Annotated in this window: 20 protein-coding genes; 8 read left to right on the top strand and 12 right to left on the bottom strand. The window is 61.2% G+C overall.

Annotated features, from left to right (window positions below; translation table 11 throughout):
• Window positions 1-33: 33 nt before the first annotated feature.
• A complete protein-coding gene (locus U5822_RS02910) occupies window positions 34-1464 on the top strand; it encodes an ABC1 kinase family protein (RefSeq protein ID WP_322854120.1) in 1431 nt (476 codons plus the stop codon).
• Here the strand turns inward: U5822_RS02910 and U5822_RS02905 are convergent.
• Window positions 1419-1847, bottom strand: coding sequence for a YqaA family protein (locus U5822_RS02905; protein ID WP_322854119.1), 429 nt, complete (start codon window positions 1845-1847; stop codon window positions 1419-1421). The two genes, U5822_RS02910 and U5822_RS02905, sit on opposite strands and share 46 nt — an antisense overlap.
• A gap of 60 nt (window positions 1848-1907) precedes the next feature.
• Here U5822_RS02905 and U5822_RS02900 point away from each other — a divergent pair, with 60 nt between their 5' ends.
• Together U5822_RS02900 and U5822_RS02895 are read left to right on the top strand one after the other, a co-directional pair.
• Complete coding sequence (locus tag U5822_RS02900) at window positions 1908-4034, top strand: methyl-accepting chemotaxis protein (RefSeq protein ID WP_322854118.1); 2127 nt, start codon at window positions 1908-1910, stop codon at window positions 4032-4034.
• Window positions 4035-4216: 182 nt separating this feature from the next.
• Window positions 4217-4468 (top strand): GrxA family glutaredoxin, encoded by a 252-nt coding sequence (locus U5822_RS02895; protein ID WP_322854117.1) that lies wholly within the window; start codon window positions 4217-4219, stop codon window positions 4466-4468.
• Between the two features lie 67 nt (window positions 4469-4535).
• Here U5822_RS02895 and U5822_RS02890 read toward each other — a convergent pair whose 3' ends face one another.
• Entirely contained in the window at window positions 4536-5798 is a 1263-nt protein-coding gene (locus tag U5822_RS02890; RefSeq protein ID WP_322854116.1) for a 6-phosphofructokinase, read from the bottom strand.
• Between the two features lie 156 nt (window positions 5799-5954).
• On the opposite strand from U5822_RS02890, the gene mpl reads away from it, so the two are divergent.
• The 5 genes from mpl (at window position 5955) to U5822_RS02865 (ending at window position 11848) form a co-directional block, all read left to right on the top strand.
• A complete protein-coding gene (mpl, locus tag U5822_RS02885; RefSeq protein WP_322854115.1) occupies window positions 5955-7349 on the top strand; it encodes a UDP-N-acetylmuramate:L-alanyl-gamma-D-glutamyl-meso-diaminopimelate ligase in 1395 nt (464 codons plus the stop codon).
• A 56-nt stretch (window positions 7350-7405) separates the two neighbouring features.
• On the top strand, window positions 7406-8053 hold the full coding sequence (locus tag U5822_RS02880) for a flavin prenyltransferase UbiX (RefSeq protein ID WP_322854114.1): 648 nt from the start codon (window positions 7406-7408) through the stop codon (window positions 8051-8053).
• 125 nt (window positions 8054-8178) lie between these two features.
• The gene (locus tag U5822_RS02875; RefSeq protein ID WP_322854113.1) at window positions 8179-9318 is read left to right on the top strand and encodes an acyl-CoA dehydrogenase family protein; all 1140 of its coding nucleotides are present in this window, start codon (window positions 8179-8181) and stop codon (window positions 9316-9318) included.
• A gap of 139 nt (window positions 9319-9457) precedes the next feature.
• On the top strand, window positions 9458-11359 hold the full coding sequence (locus U5822_RS02870; RefSeq protein ID WP_322854112.1) for a hypothetical protein: 1902 nt from the start codon (window positions 9458-9460) through the stop codon (window positions 11357-11359).
• Between the two features lie 78 nt (window positions 11360-11437).
• Window positions 11438-11848, top strand: a complete 411-nt coding sequence (locus U5822_RS02865; protein ID WP_322854111.1) for a GFA family protein — start codon at window positions 11438-11440, stop codon at window positions 11846-11848.
• Window positions 11849-12003: 155 nt separating this feature from the next.
• On the opposite strand, the gene U5822_RS02860 is transcribed toward U5822_RS02865, so the two are convergent.
• The 10 genes from U5822_RS02860 to U5822_RS02815 all read right to left on the bottom strand — a co-directional run bounded on the left by U5822_RS02860 (window position 12004) and on the right by U5822_RS02815 (window position 26308).
• Window positions 12004-13368: an oligosaccharide flippase family protein gene (locus tag U5822_RS02860; RefSeq protein WP_322854110.1), complete on the bottom strand. Its 1365-nt coding sequence runs from the start codon at window positions 13366-13368 to the stop codon at window positions 12004-12006.
• A gap of 207 nt (window positions 13369-13575) precedes the next feature.
• Window positions 13576-16590, bottom strand: a complete 3015-nt coding sequence (locus tag U5822_RS02855; protein ID WP_322854109.1) for an ATP-binding protein — start codon at window positions 16588-16590, stop codon at window positions 13576-13578.
• 9 nt (window positions 16591-16599) lie between these two features.
• Window positions 16600-17967 (bottom strand): nucleotidyltransferase family protein, encoded by a 1368-nt coding sequence (locus U5822_RS02850; RefSeq protein WP_322854108.1) that lies wholly within the window; start codon window positions 17965-17967, stop codon window positions 16600-16602.
• 16 nt (window positions 17968-17983) lie between these two features.
• The gene (locus U5822_RS02845; protein ID WP_322854107.1) at window positions 17984-19504 is read right to left on the bottom strand and encodes a WecB/TagA/CpsF family glycosyltransferase; all 1521 of its coding nucleotides are present in this window, start codon (window positions 19502-19504) and stop codon (window positions 17984-17986) included.
• A gap of 174 nt (window positions 19505-19678) precedes the next feature.
• Window positions 19679-20722 (bottom strand): glycosyltransferase family 2 protein, encoded by a 1044-nt coding sequence (locus U5822_RS02840; RefSeq protein ID WP_322854106.1) that lies wholly within the window; start codon window positions 20720-20722, stop codon window positions 19679-19681.
• Window positions 20719-22008: a glycosyltransferase family 4 protein gene (locus U5822_RS02835; RefSeq protein WP_322854105.1), complete on the bottom strand. Its 1290-nt coding sequence runs from the start codon at window positions 22006-22008 to the stop codon at window positions 20719-20721. Before U5822_RS02835 ends, U5822_RS02840 begins: the two co-directional genes overlap by 4 nt.
• Window positions 21995-23296 carry an O-antigen ligase family protein gene (locus tag U5822_RS02830; protein ID WP_322854104.1) on the bottom strand — a complete coding sequence of 434 codons (1302 nt, stop codon included), beginning with the start codon at window positions 23294-23296 and terminating at the stop codon, window positions 21995-21997. The genes U5822_RS02835 and U5822_RS02830 overlap by 14 nt, the downstream gene beginning before the upstream one ends.
• Window positions 23266-24696 (bottom strand): GumC domain-containing protein, encoded by a 1431-nt coding sequence (locus U5822_RS02825; protein WP_322854103.1) that lies wholly within the window; start codon window positions 24694-24696, stop codon window positions 23266-23268. The genes U5822_RS02830 and U5822_RS02825 overlap by 31 nt, the downstream gene beginning before the upstream one ends.
• Window positions 24696-25958 (bottom strand): polysaccharide biosynthesis/export family protein, encoded by a 1263-nt coding sequence (locus tag U5822_RS02820; protein ID WP_322854102.1) that lies wholly within the window; start codon window positions 25956-25958, stop codon window positions 24696-24698. Before U5822_RS02820 ends, U5822_RS02825 begins: the two co-directional genes overlap by 1 nt.
• Window positions 25958-26308 (bottom strand): STAS domain-containing protein, encoded by a 351-nt coding sequence (locus U5822_RS02815; protein WP_322854101.1) that lies wholly within the window; start codon window positions 26306-26308, stop codon window positions 25958-25960. Before U5822_RS02815 ends, U5822_RS02820 begins: the two co-directional genes overlap by 1 nt.
• Window positions 26309-26380 lie beyond the last annotated feature (72 nt).

Here is a 26380-nt window from a genome sequence, read left to right as displayed (position 1 = left end):
CACGGTGACATTTTCGATCCGCATAGGTCCTTCATGGCAACCAGACGTTCAGGAAAATCGGTTTCCCGCATCAAAACCGGCAGTTTCGAGCGCCGATTGAGTCTCACCCGCGCTGGACTGTACGCCGGTACCCGGATGGCCTCGCACATGGCGACCAACTGGTTCACCAACCGCGAGAAGCGCGAGAAAAAACACCGCGCCATGCTGTCCAGCCAGGCCCAGTTTCTGGTCGAGGAACTGGGGCAACTGAAAGGCAGTGTGGTGAAGATCGGTCAGGTGATGGCGCTGTATGGCGAGCACTTCCTGCCCGAGGAGGTGACCGAAGCCCTGCACACCCTGGAGGACCAGACCACCGCCCTGGAATGGTCGAGCATCGAGCGGGTGCTGAAACGGGAGTTGGGGGCGGATCGACTGGCCGAACTGGAGGTGGATCCGGAGCCCATCGGTGCCGCCTCCCTGGGCCAGGTGCACCGGGCGGTCCGGCGCAGCGATGGTCTGGAGCTGGTGCTCAAGGTCCAGTACCCCGGGGTCGCCGACGCCGTGGACAGCGACCTCAATGCCGTCGCCCAGCTGCTGAAAATCGCCCGTCTGGTCAGTTTCGGACCGGAGTTTAACGACTGGCTGGAAGAGGTCCGGGAGATGATGCATCGGGAGGTGGACTACCGCCTCGAAGCCCGCACCACCGAAAAGTTCCGGACCATGCTGGCGTCGGACCCGCGCTTCATCGTGCCCCGGGTGCTGCAGGAGTTTTCCACCGCACACGTCATTGCCTCCACCTACGAACACGGCCATTCGGTCAGCTCCGGCCCGGTTCGGGAACTGCCCCTGGAGCGCCGGAGCGCCCTCGGTGAGGCCGCCCTGGAACTGTTCTTCCGGGAGCTGTTTGTCTGGGGTGAGATCCAGACCGACCCCAACTTCGGCAACTACCGCATCCGCATCGCCGGTGAGGAAGGCGAGGATCCCGGCTACGATCGCATCGTGCTGCTGGATTTTGGTGCCGTGCAGTCCTACACCGACGAGTTCCTGGATCCGGTCCGGCAGATGATCCGGGCTTCCTATGAGAACGATCTGGAGGCGGTGATTGATGGCGGGGTCCAGTTGCGCTTCATGAGCCGGGACTGGCCCCCGGAGGTGCTCAAGACCTTCGGCGCGGTGTGCATGTCGGTGCTGGAACCCCTGGCGCCGGACCACGGCACCTGGCCGGAGTACGCCGTCAACGCCGACGGCGAGTACCGCTGGAAGCAGAGCGACCTGCCGTCCCGGGTTGCCCGCCAGGCCGCACGTTCGGCGATCAGCCGCTATTTCCGCGTGCCGCCGAAGGAGTTTGTGTTCCTCAACCGCAAGCTGATCGGGGTGTACACCTTCATCGCGGTGCTGCACTCGGAATTCAACGGTGAACCCCTGCTGCGCAAATACCTCTACGGCGAGGACGCCTCGGCGACCAGCCAGAGCACGAAGGCGTAGCGCAGGCCCTTGCCGATTCCCACCAGGATCACGAAATTCAGCCAGGGCACCCGCATGATGCCGCCCACCAGGGTCAGCGCATCTCCGCCCAGGGGCAGCCAGCCCAGCAGCAGCGACCACTGACCGTAGCGGTTGAACCGGTTGCGGGCCCGGTGCAGTTGCTGCTCGCTGATCGGAAACCACTTCCTGTCTTTAAAGCGATCGACCTGCCGGCCGATAACACCATTGACCACGGAGCCCAGGGTGTTCCCCAGGGTCGCCGCAAACCACAGCCACCAGTACGACAGCCCCTGGGCCACCAGCGTGCCCAGCAGAATTTCCGAATAGGCGGGCAGTAGGGTGGCGGCGGCAAAGGCCGTCAGAAACAGGGTCAGGTAGGCCAACCGGTTCTCCTTGTGTCAGAATTCGAAACCCGCAACACCCGTCAACAGGTTCCCCCTAAAATGAGACAGCTCTCCCTTCAATTCAAACTCTACGCGCTGGTGATTGCGCTGCTGCTGGTCATGGGCATCAGCATCGTGGTGACCGCGCAAATGTCGCTCGGCAGCATGGAGCAGCGACTGACGTCCGAATCCAGGGATACGGTGCAGAGTATTGTCATGGACCAGCTGAGCGCAACCGCCGGCAAATACGGCGAGCTGGTTAGCGGCCAGTTCGCCACCGCCTACCGCACGCCCGAGGTGGTGCGCAACGTGGTGACCCGCAACATCCAGGCCGACAGTTCCGGGCGCATCAGCCGCCGGGACATGCAGGAAACCATCGGCGCCATCCTCGAGGACCAGGCCAGCCTGAGTTCCATCTACGCCCACTTCGAGCCGGACGCCTACGACGGCCAGGACCGCTACTTCACCGGGGGCGTGGAAGAGCACAGCAGCGACGAGGGGACCCTGGAAATCTACTACTACCGGGGCCCGGACGGGGACGTGGTGTTCAACGCCACCCAGGATCCGTCGTTCAAGTACCTGGAGACCCGCAACGAATTTGGCATCCGTGATGGCGAATGGTACCTGTGCTCCCTGGAGTCCCGGGCACCGTGCATCATGGAGCCGTACGAGTATGAGATCGAGGAGGGCTACACCGAGCTGATGACCAGTCTGGTAGTGCCGATCCTGGACGACGGCGAGTTTGCCGGCGTGACCGGCACCGACCTGAACCTGAGCACCCTGCAGCAGACCATCGCCGAGGTCAGCCGCACCCTGTTCGACGGCCAGTCCCGGGTCACCCTGCTCAGCCGGACCGGACTGATCGCCGCGTCCAGTCACTACCAGGCGCATCTGGGGCGGCCCTTGGCCGAAGCCCTGCCCGAATTGGCCGACGAGTTCGTCCAATTGCACCAGGGGGACGGCCGGTACGACGATGGCGAGACCCTGGCGGTGTCCTACCCGGTGGATATTGAGCTGGCCGGCAGCCAGTGGTCGCTGCTGATCGAGCTGCCCAGGGACGCGGCCCTGGCGGGTGTGGGCGAGATCACCGGCATGCTCTCGGAGGAAGTAGCGGCCACGGCCCGGGACCAGATGATGGTGGGCATCCTGGTGGTGGTGCTGGCCAGCCTGGCCCTGGTGGTACTGGTGCGCTCGGTGACCCGGCCGCTGACTGAAATCCGGGACCGGATGCAGAACCTCGCCAGTGCCGAGGGCGACCTGACCCGGGAGCTGGCCATCGACACCCACGCCGAACTGATCGACCTGGCCGACGGCTTCAACACCTTCCTGGCCCGGTTGCGGGACATGATCAACGACCTCAAGCAGGTCAATGCCCGGGTCAGTGAACAGGCCCGCGGGGTCGGCCGCATCGCCGCGGAAACCGACGAGCAGACCTCGCGTCAGCACCAGGACATCGACAGCGTGGTCGCAGCCATGAACCAGATGTCGGCCGCCGCCGGGGAAGTGGCCGGCTTTGCCAGTGACGCCGCAGACAACGCCCGCATGGCCCAGGATGGCATCAGCTTCACCCAGGACACCCTGTTGTCGGCGGTCAACGGCGTCAATGCGGTGTCGGGGGACATGAGCCAAGCCAGCGCCGCCATCAGCCAGGTCGCTAGCCGCAGCGAAGACATCAACCGGATCCTGGAAGTCATCCGCGGGGTCGCGGAACAGACCAACCTGCTGGCCCTCAACGCCGCCATCGAGGCGGCCCGGGCCGGCGAGCAGGGCCGCGGCTTCGCGGTGGTGGCGGACGAGGTGCGCACCCTGGCGTTGCGCACCCGCCAGTCCACGGATGACATCAGCGAGATGATCGAGGGCTTGAAAGCCGACGTCGACGGCGCGGTCTCGGTGATCGAAAGCGGCGTCGGCCGGGCCTCGGCCGCGGTCGATGGCACCCAGGAGGCCGCGCACTCGCTGGCCACGGTGGTGGAGCGCATCGGCACCATCGTTGAACACGTCACCCACGTGGCCACGGCGGCCGAGGAACAGAGCTCGGTCAGTGAAGAGATCAACCGGAACCTGACCCAGATCGGCGATGCCGCCAGTGACCTGCGTCAGCTGGCAACCCGGGTCAAGGGCAGCGGCACCAGTCTCGACGAGCAGGTAACGGTGCTGGAGCGGGAGCTGGGGCGCCTGAAAACCTGAGGCGGGCCGGGTATGGGCCGGGTATGGGTCGGAGACGGGCGGAATAGGGGCCGCGGAAATGGTCCCGGCCTATGACGCCGATTCACAGCATCAATTTTCAATTCGCGGTGACCGTGCGACCATGGTCAGCAAGTTTGCCAAGCAAGTTACTCACCGATCATGCCGAGAGGCAGGAGGTCTGAATGGATCGGGTTACAATTTACGGCCGCGCCAGCTGCGGCTTTTGCCTACGCGCCAAGAGCCTGTGCGAGGCTAACGGCTGGCCCTACACCTGGGTCGACATGATGACCGAGGGCCTGAGCAAGGCCGACATCGCCGCTAAAATCGGGCGTCCGGTACACACGGTGCCGCAGATTCTGGTGGGCGAGCAGTACATCGGCGGCTGCGACGAATTCTTCGACTTCGCCCGCAGCCAGGAGGTGGCGGCCCGCTAATCTCGGGCCGGCGCCAAAAAAAACGCCCGGACGCTGTCGCATCCGGGCGTTTTTTGTGCCTAGCCGATCACAGCTGGAACGGCGTCTTCAGCTTCTTCTCGACCAGCTGGTTTTTCAGCTTGGCGACCCGCGGCAGGCCGTTGTCGAACGGTGGGAAGCTCTCGCCCTCGATCAGGGGCTCGAGGTAGTCGCGGCAATCCTGGGTAATGCCGAAACCGTCGTCGGTGATGAAGTGGATCGGCATCTTCTTTTCCTGGTTGGCGACTTCGCTCAGGGGCGCCTCGCCAATCTTCCAGCGATAGGGCTTGGCCTGCTCGCGGACAATGGTCGGCATCAATGCCTGCTTGCCGTCAATGGCCATTTCCACCGCCGCTTCGCCCACGGCGTAGGCCTGCTTGACGTCGGTGGCGGAGGCGATGTGCCGGGCGCTGCGCTGCAGGTAGTCGGCCACGGCCCAGTGGTATTTGTGCCCCAGGGCCTGCCTGACCATGTTGGCCAGGGCCGGCGCCACGCCGCCCAGCTGGGTGTGGCCAAACGCGTCCTTGGCACCGGCATCGGCCAGGAAGCGGCCGTCTTCGTACTGGGCGCCTTCGGACGCCACCACCACGCAGTAGCCGTATTCCTTGACGCAGTGATCGACCCGGGCCAGGAAGGCGTCCCGGTCGAACGGGATTTCCGGGAACAGGATGATGTGCGGCGGCTCGCCCTCGCCCTGGCCCGCCAGGCCGCCGGCGGCAGCAATCCAGCCGGCATGGCGACCCATGACTTCCAGGATGAACACCTTGGTGGAGGTTTCGCACATGGACTTGATGTCCAGACTGGCTTCCAGAGTGGAGGTGGCGATGTACTTGGCGACCGAGCCAAAACCGGGGCAGCAGTCGGTGAACGGCAGGTCGTTGTCGACGGTCTTGGGCACGCCGATGCAGGTTATCGGGTAACCCATCTTCTCGCCAATCTGGGACACCTTGTAGGCGGTGTCCTGGGAGTCGCCCCCGCCGTTGTAGAAGAAGTAGCCGATGTCGTGGGCCCGGAACACCTCGATCAGGCGCTCGTACTCGCGGCGGTTCTCGGAGATGTTCTTGAGCTTGTGCCGGCAGGAACCGAAGGCACCGCCCGGGGTGTGGATCAGAGCCTGGATGGCCTCGTCGCTTTCGACGCTGGTGTCGATCAATTCTTCCTGCAGCGCCCCGATGATGCCGTTGCGGCCGGCATAGACCTTGCCGATCTTATCGGGGTGCTTGCGGGCGGTCTGGATGACCCCGCTGGCACTGGCATTGATGACAGCGGTTACACCGCCGGATTGAGCATAGAACGCGTTCTTAATGGCCATCTCGGGAAAGAGCCTCCTGCTGGTTCGACAATGGCGCAGATGATACGCCAAACGCCGGGGATTTTCATGAGCAGGTTTGCGGATGGTGCCGCTCTTGACGGGCCCGGACGGATACGGGAGGCTTGTCGGGTTTCAATGGCAGAGGGCAGTAACGGAATGCACATTCACATCCTGGGAATCTGTGGCACCTTTATGGGCAGCCTGGCGGTTTTGGCGCGGGAACTGGGCCACACCGTGACCGGCTCCGACCAAGGCGTCTACCCGCCCATGAGTACCCAGCTTGAGGCCCAGGGCATTCAACTGATGGAAGGTTACCGGGCCGAGCACCTGGAGCCCAAGCCCGATCTGGTGCTGATCGGCAACGCCATGTCCCGGGGCAACGCCGAGGTCGAAGCGGTGCTGAACCGCAAGATCGATTACATGTCCGGTCCGGAGTGGCTGTCCCGGGAGGTGCTGCGCCATCGCTGGGTGCTGGCGGTCGCCGGCACCCACGGCAAGACCACCACCACCTCCATGCTGCTGTGGATTCTGGATCAGGCCGGCTTCGACCCGGGCTACCTGGTCGGCGGCGTGCCCAAGGATTTCCCGGTGTCGGCGCGGCTGGGGACCAGCGACTTCTTCGTGATCGAGGCGGACGAATACGACAGCGCCTTTTTCGACAAGCGTTCCAAGTTTGTCCATTACCGCCCCAACACCCTGATTCTGAACAACCTGGAATTCGACCATGCCGACATCTTCGACAACGTCGAGGCCATCGAGCGTCAGTTCCACCACCTGGTGCGCACCGTCCCCTCCCAGGGCCTGATCATCCGGCCGGCCCTGGACGGGCACCTGGACAAGGCCCTGGAGCTGGGCTGCTGGAGCCCGGTGCAGGATACCGCCGTGGGCAGTGAGATCCCCCGTACCGCGGACTGGCGCGCCGAACTGCTGGCCGAGGACGGCAGCCGGTTCATGGTGATTCATCACGAACAACCGGTGGCGACACTGACCTGGGCCCAGACCGGCCTGCACAATGTCCGCAATGCCCTGGCGGCCATTGCCGCCGCCCGCCACGTCGGGGTGACCCCGGACCACGCGGTGGCGGCTTTGTGCCGGTTCTCCGGGGTGAAACGACGGATGGAACTGCTGGCGGACATCGGTGGCGTGCGGGTCTACGACGATTTCGCCCATCACCCCACGGCCATCGCCACCACCCTGGAGGGGCTGCGGGCGCAGGTCGGTGACGAGCCGATCCTGGCGCTGATCGAGCCGCGCTCGAACACCATGAAGCAGGGGGTGCATCAGCAGACCCTGCTGCCCAGTGCTGCGGCCGCCGACCGGGTGCTCTGGGCCAACCTCAACGGCATGGACTGGTTGCCCGAGCTGGTGGCCGGCTGGCAGGCCACCAACGGAACCGCCGGCCAGCACCGGGTGGAGGCGTCGGTGGAAGCGCTGATAGGGCAGGCATTGGACGAGCTGCCCAGCCCCTGCCACATTGTCATCATGAGCAACGGCGGGTTTGGTGGTATTCACGGTAAACTCGTCGCGGAACTGGAACGTATTCAGCCCTGATCGATTCAGCCCTGGCTCAGCCAGCCCCTGATGCTTTCCGACCCAAGGACCCCAACATGAGCGAACCTGCATCCTATTCCCGCACCATCAACCTGGCGTTCACCGGCGCGTCCGGTGCCCAGTATGGCCTCCGCCTGCTGCAGTGCCTGGTGGCCGCCGGTTGCCGGGTGCAGGTCATGGTCAGTCGGGCCGCGCAGGTGGTCATGGCGACCGAGACCGATCTGAAACTGCCGGGTTCACCGGCGGCCATGCAGGACGCCCTGACCGACTGGGCCCAGGCGCAGCCGGGGCAGGTGTTGGTGTTCGGGCGGGAAGACTGGTTCGCACCGCCGGCGTCGGGCTCGGGGGAAAAAGCGCCGCTGGTGGTGTGTCCGTGCAGCACCGGCACCCTGTCGGCCCTGGCCACGGGTGCCAGCAACAACCTGATTGAACGGGCCGGCGACGTGGCCCTGAAGGAGCGCAGGCAACTCATTCTGGTACCCCGGGAAGCCCCGTTCTCGGAAGTCCATCTGGAAAACATGCTGAAACTCACCCGCATGGGCGCGGTGATCATGCCCGCCAGTCCCGGTTTCTATCACAAGCCGGCCTCGGTGGAAGACCTGGTGGATTTTATCGTCGCCCGCCTGCTGGACCACCTGGGTATCGACCAGGACCTGATGCCCCGTTGGGGCGAGGGTCGGGTCCAGGCCAAGCTGCCGGACTGAGCCGCCGGCGACCGACGATCATTTTGGTCAGCCCGATTGATGGTTTTCATCATTGAGCGCAGACGCCCGCCGGCCGAGACTTGAGAGACGATAAACACAACACTGGTCTCTCACCGAGGTTCATCATGATTCCACGCACTCTGTTCGACGCCGATCTCGACGGCTTCCGCGATTCTGTCCGTAAGTTCCTGGAGCAGGAGGCGGCGCCCTACCACGAGCAATGGGAAAAGGATGGCCAGGTCAGCCGCGAGGTCTGGCGCAAAGCCGGCGAACTCGGGTTCCTGTGCCCCACCTTGCCCGAGGAGTACGGCGGCGTGGGCGCCGATTTCCGCTACAGTGCCGTGGTCATGGAGGAGCTGGCCCGGTCCGGCTTGAGCGGCATTGGCTGGGGCCTGCATTCCGACATCGTGGCGCCCTACATCCTGAACTACGGGTCGGAAGAGCAGAAGCAGCATTATCTGCCCAAGCTGGTCTCCGGCGAAATGATCGGCGCCATCGCCATGACCGAGCCGGGTGCCGGTTCCGACCTGCAGGGGGTCAAGACCAGTGCCGTGAAGCAGGGCGACCATTACCTGCTGAACGGCTCCAAGACCTTCATCACCAACGGTCAGTTGGCCGACCTGGTGATCGTGGTGGCCAAGACCGACCCCAAGGAAGGCGCCAAGGGCACCAGCCTGCTGCTGGTGGAGTCGGCCTGGGACGGTTTCGAGAAGGGTCAGAACCTCAACAAGGTGGGCATGAAGGCCCAGGACACCTCGGAACTCTTCTTCCAGGACGTGAAAGTGCCGGCCGGCAATCTGCTGGGAAGCCTGGAAGGCCAGGGCTTCTTCCAGCTGATGCAGGAGTTGCCGGCGGAACGCCTGCAGGTGGCACTGACGGCGGTGGCCGCGGCCGAGGCCGCCTGGCAATGGACCCTGGATTACGTCAAGGAACGCAAGGCGTTCGACAAGCCGGTGATCGCGTTCCAGAACACCCGGTTCAAGATGGCCGAAATGAAAGCGGAAATCACCGCCGCCCGGGTGTTCACCGACCGCTGCCTGGAGCTGCATCTGGACAAGAAACTGGACGTGCCGACCGCGGCCATGCTCAAGCAGCACACCACCGACCTGCAGTGCAAGGTGATGGACGAGTGTGTTCAGCTCCACGGTGGCTACGGCTACATGTGGGAGTACCCCATCGCCCGCGCCTGGGCCGATTCCCGGGTCCAGCGCATTTACGCCGGCACCAACGAAATCATGAAGGAAATCGTGGCGCGCTCGTTCTGAGCCTTGGGCGGCCCGGCGGACCTACCGCCGGGCCGCCCGGTTACCAAAGTTTACAAATTGCCAAACCTATCAAGGTCTCCCGTTTCCACATCCCCTAAAGTAGCGGCACAACCTCCAACAAGGATAATCGGTTGCCGCGATGAAACCCCTGCTGAGCCTCTCTGCCTCCCTGTTTGCCCTTGGTCTCGCCGGTTGCGGTGAGGAATCCGACACCATGCCGGTCGACGGCCGGGACTTTGACGGCGTCGCCTACGGTGAATCCGCCTCCTACACCGGCAAAGTCATCGACGGTTACCTGGTCAACGCCCGGGTCTGGCTGGATATGGACGGTGACGGCCAGTACACGCCGGGCCCCCTGACCGTTACCCTGGACAACGGGGCGTCCGTGGAGCTGGCTTCCGGTGAGCCCACGGCAATGACCGGTGCGGGCGGCAACTTTGCCCTGGACACCGCCGAGCTGGCGGTGCCTGCGTCGGTGGGCCCGGATCTCGATCCCAGGGACTTCCCGCTCATCGCCCTGGCCCTGCCGGGCAAGACCCTGGAAGAAACCCCGTCCGGGGACGTGCCGGTCGCCCGGGCCTACCTGATGTCGGCGGCGCCCGGGGTGCGGAACGTGACCCCGCTGACCACGCTGGCCCGGTACCGCAGTCTGGTAGGGCTGCCGGCGGGCACCGGCGACGACCTTGCCGAGAGTCTGAGCGAGCTGAACCTGGTGCGCGACTACGTCATGGCCGGGGATGACCGGGCCCACGCGTACGCCCGAGCGCTGGTGCGCTTCATGGCCAGTCAGATCCCTGACGGCTACAACGATCTGCTGGGCCGCAGCGGCAGCGACGGCACCGAACGCTATCTCAGTCCCCAGGGTGTCAGACTGCTGGGGATTTCTCTGGTGCGCCAGGCCAACACCGTGGTCGCCCTGGTCGACGACGCCGCGTCCGGGCGCTACCGCAACGTCGACATTCAGTCGCTGGCCCTGCCCACCGTGCCCCTGGAACTGAGTGATCCAACCCTGCTCACCAGCCAGCGAGTCTATGCCCAGCCCGAGCGATCCCAGACCCTGCCGTCCAACCTGTCCGATCTGGATCTGTCCGCCGAGCTGACCTTCGACTACACCGAAGCCGGGCGCCTGAAATCGGTGTCGGCCGACGGCTGTCTGGCGCCGTCCATGCCGGAGCTGGCCCGGCTGATTTCCGTGAATGGCTACATGGCCGAACTGCCGACCCAATGGCTGCCGGCGGCCGCGCTGTCATCCCAGAGTCGGATCCATTACGACGTTGAGGGCGTGGACGAGCGTCTCGAATTCGATTGGGATAACCGCCAGATCCGGTTTGAGACCACCACCAGCTGTCACCAGCACAACGACGTCTACGCCGGCTCCAGCGAGTTGGGCGGCACCCCGGAAATCACCTACAGCTGGACCCTGGCCGAGGGCGCGTTGGCCGAGCTGGTGGCGCAGCTGCCGCAGCCCGGCGGCGGTACGCTGACCCGGACCCTGGTGCCGGACACCAGCAACGCCGCCGATCAGTTCCCGGGCTACCGCCTGAGCGAGCAGGGCAGTGCGGTTGCGTCCCTGGTCTTCGATGCCACAGTCCAGGGCTGCGCCCTGATGGATGAGGCGAAAGACGCGCCCCTGGCGGTCAGCGCCCGTCAGCCATTCACCGTCACAAGCGATGCCCCGCTGCCCGCCGGCTTGGTCGATCTGGCGCTGGAATTGGATGCCCGGGAATTCAGCTATCCGGGGGAAGAGGACAGCCTGAGCACGTCCCGCCCGCTGCGTTATGGCGTCCTGGACCTGGCCACGGCCGGCCTGGACAACGTGGACTCCGACGGCGCGTTCGAATGGTTGATGCTGTATCCGGCCCTGGGTGGCGCCGGTTTCATTGACGGCCAGCCGAACCTCATCCGTGAGGCCTATCTGAAGACGTACAGCGGCAGCCAGGCCTGTGGCCGAGAGTTCGGGGACCTGCCGTCGAGCGCCTTCGCCCGGGTGGAGTACCGGTACCAGTCGTTGTCCGGGTATCTGGTCGGATTGCTGCAGTAGGCGGCAGCGATGGGCTAGGCTATAGCGTCATCAAGCCAGCGTTACTTGTGTAGCTCGCGATACCAGGAGGCCGAAACGATGCTTAAGGGCAGCTGTCTGTGTGGTGGGGTCCAGTACGAATACGACGGCACCCTCGGACCGATCGTCATGTGTCATTGCTCGCAGTGTCGCCGTGCCCAGGGCTCGGCCCACGCCACCAACAGTCCCGTCGAGGCCGCCCATTTCCGGTTTGTGGCCGGGCGGGCGCTGGTGAAGGAGTTTGAATCGAAACCGGGAAAGCAGCGGGCCTTCTGCCGCGAGTGCGGCAGTCCCCTGTACAGTCGGTTGGACTCGAAGCCGGAGCTGTTGCGTCTGCGCATCGGCACCCTGACCACGGCAATCGATGCCCGGCCGGCGTATCACATTTTTGCCGCCTCGGCGGCCGAGTGGTACGAGTTCACCGATGGACTGCCGCGTTACGCGGAGCGTGAGGATGGCCCGCTGGTGTGAGTCATTGCCAATCGGAGTAGGGCAGCGCTACCACAACCCTTATCGAAACGCAGGTTGCGCTCCCACTGTCAGCGCTTCGCGGAACTTCAATCGGGAACATTCAGTGATTGCCGGGCGATGCGAAAGCATCATCAAAATAATTCGAAGGCATGGGGTCAGGCATTGGCCTGTGCAGGCAGCTGAGGCCGAGTGTGGTTCGAGGATGAAAGCGAAGTTTCTGGCTTGGTGTGCGGGCCGCTGACCGAAGTCGCTTTCCTGGTGAGGCGCAGACAACGGCTGATCACGATGGCGGCGAAAAGGTAGTAGCAAACCACCGTCGCCACGGCCACGGCTTTCAGGCCCAAAGTGACCGCCACGCCGAAGCCTGCGAGTAGCAACACCGTGAGCACCGTTTGCAGTTGAAGATCGGTGTCTGGCCGATCCTCCGCGCGCAGGTACTGACTGCTCGCGTCCATCAAGCTCTTGGGCAGTGCCACCAGACACAGCAGCACGATCAGTTCAACGCTCCCTCGCTCAACCCAGTCCTGACCAAAAACCACCGGCACATAGAACGGTGCCAGGCTGGTTTGCACGAGCATCAGACCACCGACAAGTATCACTGTCAGCTTGAGCCCTCGCCGGTAGCGCGCCCGCAGAATGTCTTGCTGCTCGGCGGACTCGCAGAGGTGTGGCAGAAGTGCACTGCTGATCGCAGTGGAGAACGAGGTAGCGATACCCAGGCCGGCGTTAAACGCAAAAAAATAGAGCCCGAGGGCTTCGACACCCAGAAAGTAGCCGATCAGCAAATAATCTGCGTTTTGCCGCAGCACCTGCATGGCATCGATCAGTAGCAGGCTACTGCTGTATGACACAATGGTTCTCCAGCCATTGAAGCTCCAAACCGCGGGCGGGCGCCAACCACAGACCCTGCGGTTGCCAATAATCCAGATCAGTGGAGTGAAAATCTTTGGGATGACCAGCGCCCATATCCCAGCGCCTGCAACAATCAGCGCCAAGATGCCCAATGTGTCAACCAGGGTCTGGCCTACATCAATTTTGGCCATCAGGCGCAATTTACCCGCCCGAAAATTCAGTGCGGCCTGTACCATCGCGGTGGGTAACTGCAGGTATGTGAGCCCTAGCGCACACAGGGGCAAAAACAGTTCCGGCGCCTGATAAGCCTGGCTTAATAGCCAACCGGTTGCGCACTGGATCAGGAACAGGCTCGCGCCCAGGACCCAATTCAGTGACGAGGTCGCCTCGCACAGATGGGGCAGTTCGTTTTCGGCTGCCTGAATCAGCTTCACCGAGGTGCAGCGCTGAAGAAATAGGCCAATCATTTCATGGGCGGTGAAAATGAGGGCAATCAGACCGTAATCCGCTTGAGACAGAGTGCGTGCCACCACAATGGTGATGAGCAGGCGCAGGACACGATTCGTCATCATCCCAACGGTCAACCAGCCGATGTTGGCCAGTAGTCTACGATCCTGGTTTTTGGTCAGTCGCTGTTTGAAGCGAGTGGCAAGGTTATTGAAGCGCATGGATTAATGCCCGTTGTTGGCTTTCAAGAAATAACTCAGAAACCGTGCCAACTCCGCTTGTCAGTGGGAGGGTGAAAATAATAATAAAAACAAATTCTTATGAAGTTTTTTTTCTGATATTGGATTTGAGTGAGGTCTTTCGGTCCCTTTGCTGGCAACTCGCATTGCATTTTGCAACGCGAGTTGCCGGAGCAGACTGGCGAGTAATCACTTGCCGGGGAGGTCGGCCAGAGTCCAGCGTTCAAGCTTCTTGAGCAGATCCGCCCGGTTAACCGGCTTTGGCAGGTAATCGTCCATGCCTGCTGCCAGGAATCGCTCCTTGTCGCCTTGCATGGCGTTTGCCGTCAGCGCGATGATGGGGATGTTTTCCTGGCGCCCATTGGCACGTATCTCCTTGGTAGCCTCGATACCGTCCAGTTCCGGCATGAAGATGTCCATTAGAATAACGTCGTAGGGGAATTTTTCAGTCGCTTCAACGGCCTCTTTACCATTGCCCACGATGTCCACCTGATAGCCGGTTTTTTGCAGCATGGCCTTGAAAACCACCTGGTTGGCCGGTGAGTCCTCGGCCAGAAGGACGCGGACGGCCTCTTTGCCGCAATCGCTGGGCAGTTGGTAGCGCGGGGGCGTTTGGGTCGCCTGTGTCTCGTCTTCGTCCTGTTTGATGGCCATGGGTATGACAAATTCAAACGTCGCGCCTTCCCCCGGTACCGAAGAAGCGCTGATGTCGCCTCCCATCAAGGTGACCAAGCGATGACAGATAGCAAGACCAAGACCGGTGCCCTCGTACTTCCGAGAGGCCGAAGAATCAAGCTGGGAGAAGGGTTTGAACAGTCGGCCTGCCTGTTCTTCGGGGAACCCTTCACCGGTATCGGTCACGATAAAACGGATTCTGGCGGTATTGGCGTCGCGATCGTCCAGTGAAACGTTGAGAGCCACCCGACCAGCATTGGTGAACTTGATGGCATTGCCGAGCAGGTTGAGAAGAATCTGCTGGATTCGTCCCGGGTCGCCCTCGACAAACAGACTGGCCTCTTTCGCAATACAGTAATCCAGCACCAGGTGTTTTTCTTCGGCCCGGGTTTTAGCCAGGGTCACCACGCGATGGATCACGGTTTCCAGTGAGAATCGGGACATCTCCAGTTCCAGCTTGCCCGCCTCCATCTTGGAGATGTCGAGCAATTCATTGAGCAGTTGCAGTAAACGTTCAGCCGAATTTTGGGCCGTCTCCATCAGGTGTTTATTCTCGTCGGAGAGATCGCTATTGGACTGGACAAGGTTCATGACCCCCAGAATGGCATTCATTGGAGTGCGCAACTCATGGCTGACGGTGGCTAAGAAGGCGCTCTTGGTTGTGTTCGCGGTTTCTGCCTTTTCCCTGGCAAGTTGTATTTCCTGTTCCTTGGTTTTCAGTTCGGTGATGTCGGTGTATGACACCACAGAGCCGCCGCTGGGAATTTTGCTTTCCACGGACCGTACCCAACGCCCGGAGGTCAACTTGGTCTCACTGCCGCCGCTGCCCGGATTTCGGTGCTGCTCGAGTCGCTGGCGAATAAATTCCGCCTTGCCGGCTTCGGAATTGTCTTCCAGTTCGACAATGCCCATGTTGACGGTCATACGCAGCAGCGTTTCGAACTTGATGCCGCTGAGACTGGCCAACTGAGAGGTTTCAAAGAAATCCCGAAAACGCTGGTTGCAGGTCAGCAATCTGTCCTCACGGTCAAACACCGCGAAGCCATCGGGAAGTGATTCGATAGCCTCGCGGAACAGCGAGTTGGCTTTTTCCAATGCCGTTCTAGCAGACGCAACCGCCCTCTGATACTGGCTTGGCAGTCGAAGCAAAACGTAAATGAAGACTGCCGCACCGAGAGCGGATATCAGTATCAGCAACATGATGAGAAGCGCCGGGAACGATTTCCCCTCAGAGTCGTGAGTGAGGGCGATTTCCCACTGTCCGCCGGGAAGAGCAACCGAGGCGATGTTATCGGCGATCTCGAAGGCTTCAGGGTTGCCGTAGAACACCTTGTTGTCGGACTCATGAACACTGCGAATGGCAAAACGACTGCGCGCCTCTTCCGTGTCCAGCTCCACCGCTGCGAGCAGTTCCGGCATGTCTACCAGGATGGTGGCGAAGCCCCAGAACTGCTCCTCGCGCTCACCGTCAACAGGAACAAAGATCGGCTCACGAGCAATGAGAGCCGTGCCGCCTTGGATCAGTTCTAGCGGGCCGGAGAGCCACATACGCTGACTGTCGATCGCTTTCTGCGCGGCGATACGACGATTGGGATCGCCTAACAGATCGTGGCCGATGGCTTTCTGGTTTTTGCTCACTGGCCACACGTATTGCACCACGCCATCAGGTGCGAGCTGTAAGCTTCGTACCGCTGTCATTTCGTGACCGAGATCGTCGGCGAAGGCCTGGAATCGATCCGGGTCCACATTGTTCTGATCAGCCCGGACAAATCCGGCCAGACCTCTGGTCAGGTGGAGTCTCGCGTTCAGCTCGGTCTCCAGACGACCGCGCAGGTTGGACAATCGCTCTACGACGCTGGCCTCATCAACGGCAGCGATGGCATCCCGCGTGGCGCCTTTCCAGCTCCAACCAAACGCGCACACTAGCAGAAACACCACGGAGGCAATCAGGAAAGCTTTCTGTCGTGAGGAAACAACCTTTCCGACCCTCTCCAGAAAGTGCGTAAAGGCGTGATTGCCGTGTCCATCTTCATTTGCCTCTGCAGCCGGCTTGATCAACTCGTAATCGACCAGGTTGGCAAGCTCGGCAAGCGTCACGATCTGTCCCTGGGTCAGTTCGCGGGGTTGGGTGTCAATGATGCACAAGGAGCCGATGCGCTGCCCATCCGCTGCATGGATCGGGTGACCAGCGTAGAACCGGATATACGGCTCGCCTGTGACTAGAGGGTTATCTGCAAAACGCTCGTCGGTGTGGGCGTCCGGTACGACCAGCGGTTTTTCGCTGAGCAGGGTATGCCCGCAGAAGGATACGCAGCGCTCAGTTTCCCTCGCCTCTAGTCCGATCCTGGACTTGAACCACTGCCGGTCTTTATCAACCAGGCTGATAGCGACGATCGGAACGTCGAACAGGCGCTGAGCCAGTCGCGTGATGCGGTCGAACCGCTCCTCCGGATCGGTGTCCAGAATGCGGAGTTTGTGGAGCGCCTCCAGTCTGGATACCTCGTTGATGGGCAGGTCGGGCGTGTTCATCTCAATTCCTCAGGCGATGTTCGTGGAGCGGGACGTAAAAGCGGACAATGGACTCAACGCCATTAACCCTGACCAGCAGCATCTGACCAGGTTCAGGTATAGATAGCCAATGGTCCTTGGACGACTCAATTCCAGTTCGGTCAGCATGATCAGGGCAAGCTCAGCGCGATCTGGCAATTGCATCCTGGCCAGACTGATGGCTCCGAGTGGCAGTGTCTCGTAGCGTTCCCGCCAGGGCAGCGTTTCTGACGATTTCTGCAGGAGTTGGCCAGTGTGCTCGTCGCGGCCGAAAAGCGCTATCCGGCCTTTTGCAGCGGCCCAGAGTTGCACGCTCAGTGGAAGGCGGTCCCGGTAATTATTGCTGGGCTTACCGCGTTTGCTGGACCAGTAAAGGCCATCGATCAGTGCGCCCAGTGGGATTAGAAGCAGTGCCATCAGTCGCTCCAGTATCCTGCTCATCCAGCTACCTTCGACAGGTAGTTTGTTTGGCCAGAGCAGAAACGAGTCGGCAATGGTCATGGTGGCATCCAGATCCACCCGAATGATGCGGTCCTGATCGACAATGGCATTCCTGACGGTCAGACCGGCGCCCACGTAGGTATGGTCCATCAGAACCGAATTGGCAATATGAGTACCCCGGTCGATCAGGCAATGCCGCCCCACTGACACAGCGCCCGTTAGCTGGGCACCAATATCTACCCGGCTGTGTTCTGCGATATAGGCCGTACCCTCATCCAGACTGACGTGGTTGACCCGGGTTTGGGCACCAAGCATCAACCGGGAGGCCGGTGCGCCTTGCTCTCGCTCTGCGTCTGCGAAAACCGCTTCCAGGGTTGCCAGGGAAAGCGAATGATAGTCGGCCAGGGAGCGCACCGTGCACGGCCGATGCACCGCCTGTGGTTGTGAAGCTGGAATGTGGGTGCTGCAAATGGACTGCCAGCCCAACGCTTCCAACCTCTCGTCGCTGGACTGGCCGGCGATATAGCCAAGCCGGCTGTGGGGTGCCGGCAGGCCTACGTCGTTACAGGGAAAATCCGGGGTCAGGCCATGCCAGATATCGCCGCGCATTGCGACAAAGGGGCCTTTCAGCGAGCGCCCGATCCGCTGTCGTACCCGATTGGAGGGCTCATCCTGACGACTGAGAACATAGTGAATGTTCAGGCTCCAGCGGGCACCAGACTCGAAGTAAGCGCGTACCGAAGCGGCATGGGCATTGATGACTACAAAGACGGTTTCGACACCTAGGCCTAGACAGTGCTCAAGAGCATGCTCAAGCAGCGGTTTGCCCAGAACAGGCAGCATGGCGGGGCAGTAGCGGTCATTGAGCGGTTCCAGCTCGCGACCGTCGCGATCAGCAAAAACGATGGCAGATTTCATAAGCATCTCCGGAAAGTCAGCTGGCACCGCTGCCGCGAATGAGCGCAGGCACGGTTTTAAGCATCAGGACAAAATCCCGCCACAGGGTTCGCTGGTTGCGGTACTGGATGTCCAGTTCAGCCTGCTCGGCAAAGGAAAGATTGTTACGACCGGCGACCACCCATTCACTGGTGAGGCCGGGCTTGATGTCCAGGCGCTGACGCTGCGACAGCTCGTATTTGGTCAGTTCGCTGAACAGACCCGGTCTTGGCCCCACAATGGACATGTCACCTCGCAGGACGTTGAACAGCTGTGGCAGTTCATCGATCGAGTATTTGCGGATAAAACGCCCCACGCGTGTGACCCGCGGATCGTTGCGGATCTTGAAGGTAACGCCATCGGCAATCTCGTTCTGGGCCTCCAACTGCTCGCGCAGATGTTCAGCGTTCACGCACATGGAGCGTAATTTCCACATCGAAAAGGCTCGACCGCGGAGACCAGCACGTTGTTGCCGATAGAAAATCGGACCGGGTGAATCCAGTTTGATGGCGATCGCGACGATGAGAAACACCGGGAGCAGAGCCGTCAGAGCGGCCACTGAAAGCACAATGTCGCTGGAACGCTTGGAGGCGCTGCCCAGTGAGGTAGACCAGCGATGGGCCAGTCGTCGCAGGGCGGCCCGCGCAGACAACCGCGCCCTCTGAAAACGGTTGTTGAGGCGTTCGGGGAAGGCACTGATCAGTGCCCGGGTTTTCGCCTCGTAGCGCAGCCGCATTGCGTAGATCGGATTGCCAAGAAGATAACGGCGCCACATCCGACCCGGCTCCTGAATCAGGCGCCAGACCCATTCAATGCCCTTCTGGCGGAAATACAGGGGGGCGCGGGAAACGTTGCCGGCGTAAAAGTCGAACAGCCCGCCGACCGCGAGGTTTAGCCGGGTATTCAGGCCACCGCTATGACGATGCAGCCATTTTTCCTGCAGTGGCACCCCCATGGCAACACAGAGGACATCGGCACCACTGGTATTGATGGCGTCAATGACGGCGGCCTCATCGTCTTTGGCAAAGTAGCCGTGCTGCGTTCCGGCAATTCTGAGCCCCGGAAACTCGCGGGTGGCCCAGGCAGCGACTTTTTCTACGGTGCCAGGTGTTGCGCCAAGCAGATACAGCGATTTTTGTTCCTCGGCCAGCAGTCGACAAAGCTCGGGAAACAGGTCGGTCCCGTTCAGGTTGGCTTGCAGGGGGATGCCCTGCAGTTGACAACCACGACGGATGCCGGAGCCATCCGGGAAAATCAGCGGCGTCTGTTTCAGAACGTCGCGATAAACAGGGTCTTCAAACGAGACGTTCAGGCAGTGGGCGTTAATGAAAAACAGGTTGCTGGAGTCACTGCTTTTCAGTGTTGCGCCAAGAAGGCTCATGGCCTCAGGGAAGCTAACGTTGGCGAAGTGAATTCCCAACACTTTGTCCATCGGTGTCGGTGTTTGTCGTTGGGGCGTCGTGCCGCTGAATATCAGTGCCCCGGCCGGCTCGATGGTGTTTGGAATCGTCTGGTGCATAACGTCAGCCCCGATCTCATGTGAATCTCACAGAGACCTTTCCAATCTTCGTGCCAAGTGCAGAAAGCGCCCTGGACATGCGGCTTCAGGGCGCAGGTCATCCGGTAACAACGTGGAATCGGCAGACTCCTGAGCAGAGTGCGTCGCAAAATGCGAATCACTCTGCCCCGCACATCAAACGGTTTTAATGTCCCGCTGGATGCGGCGTTTTTGCAGGAGACCAATAATCTGCAGAGCCTGCCATTCGACCAGTCGATAACCACGCGGCAACAGCTTCAATAAAAAAGCGGCGCCGGCCGTGCAGAGGGTCCTCGCCGGTTCCTGGGTGAGCATGCGTTTGTCGGCTGCGAAGGCTCGTTGCAAAAAACGCATCGCGGTTTCGCCGTCCCCGAGACGGATTGCCTGGCGGGAGAGATAACGCAACTGATAGGCGCGGGCCGTCCGGTAATGCCGCTCGACAAACTGGGGTGAATACCGGCGGGTTTTCTCCACGACCTCTTCCCAGGACTCGAGCTGTTTGTGGAGGTTCGATGACAGGCCACCCTCATTCAGACGATAGAACGTGAGCGGTTCGGGAATGCCTTCAATGCTCCAGTTGGTTTGCAGTGAGATCCTTAGCCAGCACTCGATGTCCTCAGACCGTCGAAGTTCCGAGTCAAAATAACGGATTTCCGGCTCTCCTCGGAACTCGGCCTGGTAACCAATGGCGTCAAAAACCTCACGGCGCACCACGGGGGCAGAGCCATTACCAACGGGGTTACGACAGAACAGGTGGTCTGGCGTGATGCCACTGAGCAAAGGCATCTGATAGCAGCGCAGCGGCATGCCCCAGCGGTCCACAAAGGCTGAGCGGCTGAACGAAATGCCAACAGAGGCACGTTGGTTCAGGTGCTGGAGATGCTTATCCAGCTTCTCCGGGTGCCAGAAATCGTCGGAATCGAGGAACGCAATCAGCGGCGCTCGGGCAGCGTGAATACCGGTGTTGCGGGCGCCGGCCAGGCCCCGGTTCTGCTGATGACGAACAATGCGTATACGTGGATCCTGGAACGACTCGCAGATCTCGATGCTGTTATCTGGAGAGCAGTCATCCACGATGATCATCTCGAAATCGGCCATGGTTTGATCGAGGACGGAACGAATCGCAACGGCAACAAACTCTGCGACGTTGTAAACGGGCATCACTACGCTGATGGACGGCATGGTTGGTACCTTCTTCATGAGTGGACTCCACAGTCGGAGTTGTTAACAGAAAGATCTCTAGATCCCGTGTGGCGGAACGAACTCGAGGTCTGTTCGCACAGCACTTTGAAAAGTGCTTGATGTGTCTCGACGATGACTGGCCAGCGAAACCTGGCCTGTTGTTTCAGGTGGCCGGCAAGCCCCATGGCTTCACATTGGTCCGGGGCGTCGAGAAGAGAATTGATGGCATTGGCAATGTCACTGTGGTTGGGCTGGCACAAGAGGCTATCGACCTGATGACACATCAGGCTCTGTAACACCGGAATGGCCAGTGCCACCACGGGTTTTTGATAGTGCCAGGCTTCCAGATAGACGGACCCAAGTGACTCGCGGCTGGAGGGCACGCAAAGCAATGAGCAGGCCTGCAAGGCTGCGTTCTTGTCGGGCTGGGACAAGTTGTCCAAAAGAAGCAGGCGAGGGTCGTGGATACGGTCAAAAAACGCCTGCGAGCGGGCGGTCTGGGGGCCAACGAACAGTAGTCGGGTGTCCGGATGTCTTGCCCATATTTCATGGCGGGCTTCTGCCAGCAGTTGGTAGCCTTTGGCTTCGTCATGTCGAGCCAGAAACAGCACCACAGGGTGGTCTGCCAGTGCGTGACGTTGGCGGAACTCGTGCACCGGAGAGGGGGAAGTGATCACCGGGCCCATCGGACAGACCGTGGTCGCGGCCTCAGGAGCTCCCCGGGCGATCAGCCAGGTGCGTTCGACTTCGGTCAGGGCGATGATGCTGTCAGCCGCTTTCAGAACTCGCGACATTCGTCGGGACGCCCAACCGGTGCCCGGTGGCAATTCGGTGTTGGCGAGGGGCGTGAGCACAAATGGAATGTTGAGCGCGCGGGCGGCGTCCAGGGCTGCTTCGGCGACGCTTGTCATGCCGTTGTAGATGAAATGGATGAGCTGAGATCCCCGGGCCCGCTCAACGATGTTGGCGGTGGCAAAGGGACGCATCAGGCTGTCGTAGCCGCGCCGGGCCAGGGCCGACGATTGGTGGGATTCGGCGAGGGTGGTCAGAATGTGCTTTCTCCAGCCTTCGGGCGCCGTCACTGTCACCTCTGCCTCACCGTCTGCAAACGTCTGGGAGGAGGCAAAGGTGGCGGCCAGTTCGCAGTTCTCGGTGTTGGTCAACACCTGAGTGATCACGTTCACGCCCCAGCCCTGCTCGCACAGGCCGTTCACCAACAGGTGGGCGTGTAGTTCTGAGCCGCCGGTTGCTGGCCAATAACGGGGTACGACGACGGTTACGCGTGGTTTATCAGGCTTCGCCATGGAGGGTCTCCTGTCGACAGGGTCGAGCGAGTTGTGGAAGGTTCGGGGCCGCTTTGGTCCTGTTTTCTGCGGCCAGACGGTGGCCGACGCCGATCATGATCAGGCCAGGCCAGATCAGGTAGGCGAGGATCTCCAGGTTTTCACCGAAGGTATAGGCAAACAGCAGTAGCGCACAGCAGGCAGCCACCCGGCAGGGCAGCGCGGCACCGGCTCGGATCAGCGCGCACACAGAGCAGGCCATAGGAATTGCCAGAGCCAGCAAGCCCACCACGCCCTTGACGAACAGCAGCCCATACCAGCTGTGGTGGCTGCCAATGGGCATGTACTCCACCAGATGAGGGCCGCGTTCGACGACACCGTGACCCCAGACGGGGGCCTCGTTCTCCCAGCGCTGCAATGCAATGCGCGCCAGCGTTTCTCTGACCCGAGTGGAATCGGCACGGGCCGCCTTGATGGCATCGTAGGAAGAGGCCAGCGTTTCCAGAATCCAGCCTCCGGCGAAAGCAAAAACGAAAGCGCCTGCAGCGGTGCAGAAGGCGATGGCGGGGGCACTCAGGCGCCGCCATGCCCACAGCAGGCCCACCATGAAGATCAGCGCCAGCAGAGCCAGGCGTGACTGGGACATCAGAATCATCATCACGCTCGCGGTGACGCCGCTTCTGCGCCAGAAACGGTCGGTCTCGAGACGGCTGAGCAGGAAAAAGACGTTGGCAACAAAGCCCAGTGCCGGCGCCCAGGGTGTGAACAGGCGCCAGCGAGGCAACCCACTGCCCGGATCGATTTCATAGAGCGACACGGCGAAAAATTCGGGGCCGGGGCCGCCGATCATTTTGATGGGCGACACGTAAGCGGTTTCCGGCAGGCGCAATAGCCAGGCGCCGATAAACAGAGGCAGCAACATCAGTGTGTGCAGGCACACATGCATCGCCCCGCGAACCAGAATCTCTGGGCGAATGTGTTGCGTGCCTGCCAGGATGAAAATCGCCAGAAGCGCCCAGCCCTTGGCCCAGCCGATCGAGGATTTGATGAGCTGGACCGTGCCCAGGTGGTTCAGCACGTGGCCAATCACCAGGCTGATCAGCATCACCAGCATGCCGGCGCACCAAAGCCATACGGCCAGCGGAATCCGCTGTTGCTGTTCGCCACGAGCGAAGCGTCCGAGAAACAGCAAGAACAGCAACCAGCCCACAACCGGTCCGGACAGGTACAGTGCCCCCAGAAAATACAGGGGATAGGTCCAGACCAGAGCGGTCCAGACTAGGCGTTCTTCAGTACTTTCCGGAGCCATGATTTTCTTATCCAAAGCAAGCCGAGACCGAAGGCGGTGCCCAGCGTGGCTGCAATGCCGCCCAGAAGAGCCAGCGTTTTCATCATGCGATCGGGTGTTTCGGGTTGACTGGGCGCTGTCAGCATCTGGACCAGCGGGTAGGAGGAGAACCGATCTGCATTGCCGATGTCCTGCTTGGCCAAGGCGGTAGAAAAGACGGCGGTGGATACCTGCTGCTTGCGGTTCAGGTCCTCCAGACGAATGGCCTGGGCGGCGCCGGTCTCAATGCGTCGCTGGAGTTGGTCGATCTGTTCGGCCTCCATCCGAATCTCGGCCACCAGACCGTCCCTTTCTGCGGTGAGCTCCAGCAGTTCGATCAACGCATGGTCGTGCTCTGAATGAGTGCCGAGCTGAACCAGTTGGCGGGCCGTCAGACGTTCGTTCTGGGTGACGTAACGACCGCGACGGATCAGTTCCGCTTCCACCGTGTCGTGCGCCACATTCAGCTGGTTCAGTTGTGGGTGGTTGTGACCCCAGACGCCGTCGATGGTGGAGATCTGGGTATGTACCGCCGCGTGCTGGCTGACCATCTGCTGGAACGCCGAGTCGCTGCGCAGAGCGAGCGCGTAGGCCAATTCCGACTCACTCACAGCCAGCCCCGTTTTCAGGGTTTCGATCCGTTGCAGCAGTGCCTGCTGGCGCTTGGCCATCGTCTGCTGATGCTGTTTACGGGCTTCCAGGGTCTCAATCAATTCTTCGAACTGGTTCAGCGAGATAATGTCCGCATTGATCTGGTAGGACAGCTTCTGCTGTTGGGCTTGCTCCAGTTTGCTGTTGAACTGTTCGAGCATGGCCAGGCTGGCAGCGGCCTGCTGCTCGGCTTCGTCGTCCCTGAGCTGGTCGAGTCGATGCTTCAAAGCTTGGTTAAGCGCGATGGCTTTCTGGTAGGCCTGCTCGGATGTCCGGCCCGTGATGCGAAATTCCATCAGCGCGGTCTGATCAACAAGCTTGATTTTTGGCTGGCCGAACTCCGTCAGGGTCATGTCCAGAGCCCTCGCTGCTTGAGCAAGTACAGAGCTGCTCTGAGCGATGGCCTTGTAGTTCACCACCGGGTCGACCGAGCTGTTGGTGTAGGGCGATGCCGAGTTGGCCGCCGCCTGACCGATGCTGTCCAGGTTCAGGGCCAGACCGTTACCGGTGCCGGGCAGGATCAGCGTCCACTCACTGGTGTACGTGTCGGGCTTCAAGGCCAGCATCAGACTGATCGGCCCCCAGACCAGCAGCAGGATGGTGCCGAAGATGATCAAGTAGAGTCGGGCACGGGCTCTGGGCGGCAGGCTGCTACCTTCAACGACCAGGCGACGGATCAGGCCTGTACCGGGCGTAGATCCCGGTTCGGACGGTCCTGCCGCAGAGGTCATCAGAAGAACCATCCGAACGGGTTGAGAATGTCGCCGATGGCGCGTCCGATGTCCCTGAGATTGGTCACGCGGGAGTCGTAGCAGACAATGCTGTCATTCGGCATGAGAAACGGGTTGTAGGCGGTCTGGTTGGGGGCCTGGATCAACTGCTCCACGCGGCGTTCGATGGTAACCGGGCGCTTTGACACCGGATCGTTGGTGACCAGAACGGCATACCGGTCGCTGTTGGTGGAGACGATGCCGCCGGCGCAGTTACCCGAGACCACGGCTGTATGCAACCGAGAGCCATAGGGCAGGCTGGTCGCATGCCTCTCTACGGCAGAGCTGGCGTTGTTCAGGGCGGGCACCGTCAGATTCGAGATAAACACGCGGATGCCGGGCGGGGTGATCGCTGTGGGCCGGACCATCCTGCGATCTGGCAGGGCTCGGCCCGGCACCCTGATTTGATCGCCGTGAACCAGAGCGACATCCTGGAGGTGAGAGCCATCGAGGGCTCCGGTCAGGTCAGCCGTTAAAACCTGTCCGTCGCGGACGATTTCAATGGTTTCAACATTGGCGTTGGGAGTGACACCGCCGGCGCCTCTCAGCGCTGCGGTCAACAGACGATTAAGCGCCGTACTGCCACCCTGGAGCTGAAGTTGATCGCCCGATCCGTCCGGGGTTCGGGCGTTGACTCCGATCAGTCCCGGATTGAACACCGCTCCGGAGACAGACACCTGAATCGGTGCCCACTCCTGGATCGACAGATGCAGTCGGGCCATGCCGGGGCGGAAATAGCCGTTGGTCTCCAGTGTCTGGTTGATTCGCATTTCCAGCTCGGCAAGCGTGCTACCAGCCGCTTCGATCGCAGGCACATACGGCAGATGCAGCGTGCCATCGAAGCTGATTTCGAAAATACCGCTAAAGGCGTCGTCAGAGTGTTGGAAAACGCCCTCAAACACCGCTTTTGGTGGCAGGGCAATCCGAACCCGATCCCCGGGAGAAAGCCGCGGGGCCGGTGTCCGTCCGAATGCGCTGCTGGCGTCCAACCGGGCTGTTCGAGGGCTCGCGCTCAGAGCGGCATGCTCATAGGCGGTATAGGCGGCGGTCGGCGCAATGTAATACGGGCGCTCGCTGCGTGGTCCGTTCAGGTCTGCTGACCAGTGCTGATCGTGAACCACCCGGTTTCCCTCTGAGGTGTCCATCCCGGGGGAGGCACAGCCGAGCAGGAAGACCACTGGCAGAACACCGGATTGAGTCAGCAGCGAGCGCAGCATGGTCATCAATTCTTGTCGTTGGTGAGTTCAGCGACGGCCGTTTCAAGATCGGAGAAGATCTCGAAGATCTCGTGCAGTCGGGTGAGTTCGATCAGGGAAAGCACGTTGGCGCCGGGGGAGGCCAGAGCCACTTTGCCGTTCAGTGGACGCAGCTTTTTCAGTGCAGCGACGAGGACTGCAAGACCGCTTGAATCAATGAATTTAACGGGGGCCAGGTTGAAAACGACGCGGTGGTGGCCCTGGTCGATCTGTCGGGTTACAGCGTCGGCCTGGGCTTGCGAATTTGCCATGACGAGTTTGTCTGGCAGATCAACGACCAGAACGTCAGGAGCTAGGGTTTGAGTCGCTGCTTGCATGGCATACCTCTCTTGTGAAGCCATCGTGTGAGCTGGTTCACAAGATCCTTATCAATTGGTGTGCCAAGTCTT

The sequence above is a fragment of the Marinobacter qingdaonensis genome (assembly GCF_034555935.1).
Taxonomy (GTDB): domain Bacteria; phylum Pseudomonadota; class Gammaproteobacteria; order Pseudomonadales; family Oleiphilaceae; genus Marinobacter; species Marinobacter qingdaonensis.
Note: the sequence above shows the minus strand (reverse complement) of the source record. Positions and strands in the feature narration are given on the sequence as shown.

Excerpts from the sequence above, each read along its gene's own strand:
- U5822_RS02910 (WP_322854120.1), top strand. The coding sequence starts at position 34 with ATGGCAACCAGACGTTCAGGAAAATCGGTTTCCCGCATCAAAACCGGC.
- U5822_RS02900 (WP_322854118.1), top strand. The coding sequence starts at position 1,908 with ATGAGACAGCTCTCCCTTCAATTCAAACTCTACGCGCTGGTGATTGCG.
- U5822_RS02895 (WP_322854117.1), top strand. The coding sequence starts at position 4,217 with ATGGATCGGGTTACAATTTACGGCCGCGCCAGCTGCGGCTTTTGCCTA.
- U5822_RS02890 (WP_322854116.1), bottom strand. The coding sequence starts at position 5,798 with ATGGCCATTAAGAACGCGTTCTATGCTCAATCCGGCGGTGTAACCGCT.
- mpl (WP_322854115.1), top strand. The coding sequence starts at position 5,955 with ATGCACATTCACATCCTGGGAATCTGTGGCACCTTTATGGGCAGCCTG.
- U5822_RS02880 (WP_322854114.1), top strand. The coding sequence starts at position 7,406 with ATGAGCGAACCTGCATCCTATTCCCGCACCATCAACCTGGCGTTCACC.
- U5822_RS02875 (WP_322854113.1), top strand. The coding sequence starts at position 8,179 with ATGATTCCACGCACTCTGTTCGACGCCGATCTCGACGGCTTCCGCGAT.
- U5822_RS02870 (WP_322854112.1), top strand. The coding sequence starts at position 9,458 with ATGAAACCCCTGCTGAGCCTCTCTGCCTCCCTGTTTGCCCTTGGTCTC.
- U5822_RS02865 (WP_322854111.1), top strand. The coding sequence starts at position 11,438 with ATGCTTAAGGGCAGCTGTCTGTGTGGTGGGGTCCAGTACGAATACGAC.
- U5822_RS02860 (WP_322854110.1), bottom strand. The coding sequence starts at position 13,368 with ATGCGCTTCAATAACCTTGCCACTCGCTTCAAACAGCGACTGACCAAA.
- U5822_RS02855 (WP_322854109.1), bottom strand. The coding sequence starts at position 16,590 with ATGAACACGCCCGACCTGCCCATCAACGAGGTATCCAGACTGGAGGCG.
- U5822_RS02850 (WP_322854108.1), bottom strand. The coding sequence starts at position 17,967 with ATGAAATCTGCCATCGTTTTTGCTGATCGCGACGGTCGCGAGCTGGAA.
- U5822_RS02845 (WP_322854107.1), bottom strand. The coding sequence starts at position 19,504 with ATGCACCAGACGATTCCAAACACCATCGAGCCGGCCGGGGCACTGATA.
- U5822_RS02840 (WP_322854106.1), bottom strand. The coding sequence starts at position 20,722 with ATGAAGAAGGTACCAACCATGCCGTCCATCAGCGTAGTGATGCCCGTT.
- U5822_RS02835 (WP_322854105.1), bottom strand. The coding sequence starts at position 22,008 with ATGGCGAAGCCTGATAAACCACGCGTAACCGTCGTCGTACCCCGTTAT.
- U5822_RS02830 (WP_322854104.1), bottom strand. The coding sequence starts at position 23,296 with ATGGCTCCGGAAAGTACTGAAGAACGCCTAGTCTGGACCGCTCTGGTC.
- U5822_RS02825 (WP_322854103.1), bottom strand. The coding sequence starts at position 24,696 with ATGACCTCTGCGGCAGGACCGTCCGAACCGGGATCTACGCCCGGTACA.
- U5822_RS02820 (WP_322854102.1), bottom strand. The coding sequence starts at position 25,958 with ATGACCATGCTGCGCTCGCTGCTGACTCAATCCGGTGTTCTGCCAGTG.
- U5822_RS02815 (WP_322854101.1), bottom strand. The coding sequence starts at position 26,308 with ATGCAAGCAGCGACTCAAACCCTAGCTCCTGACGTTCTGGTCGTTGAT.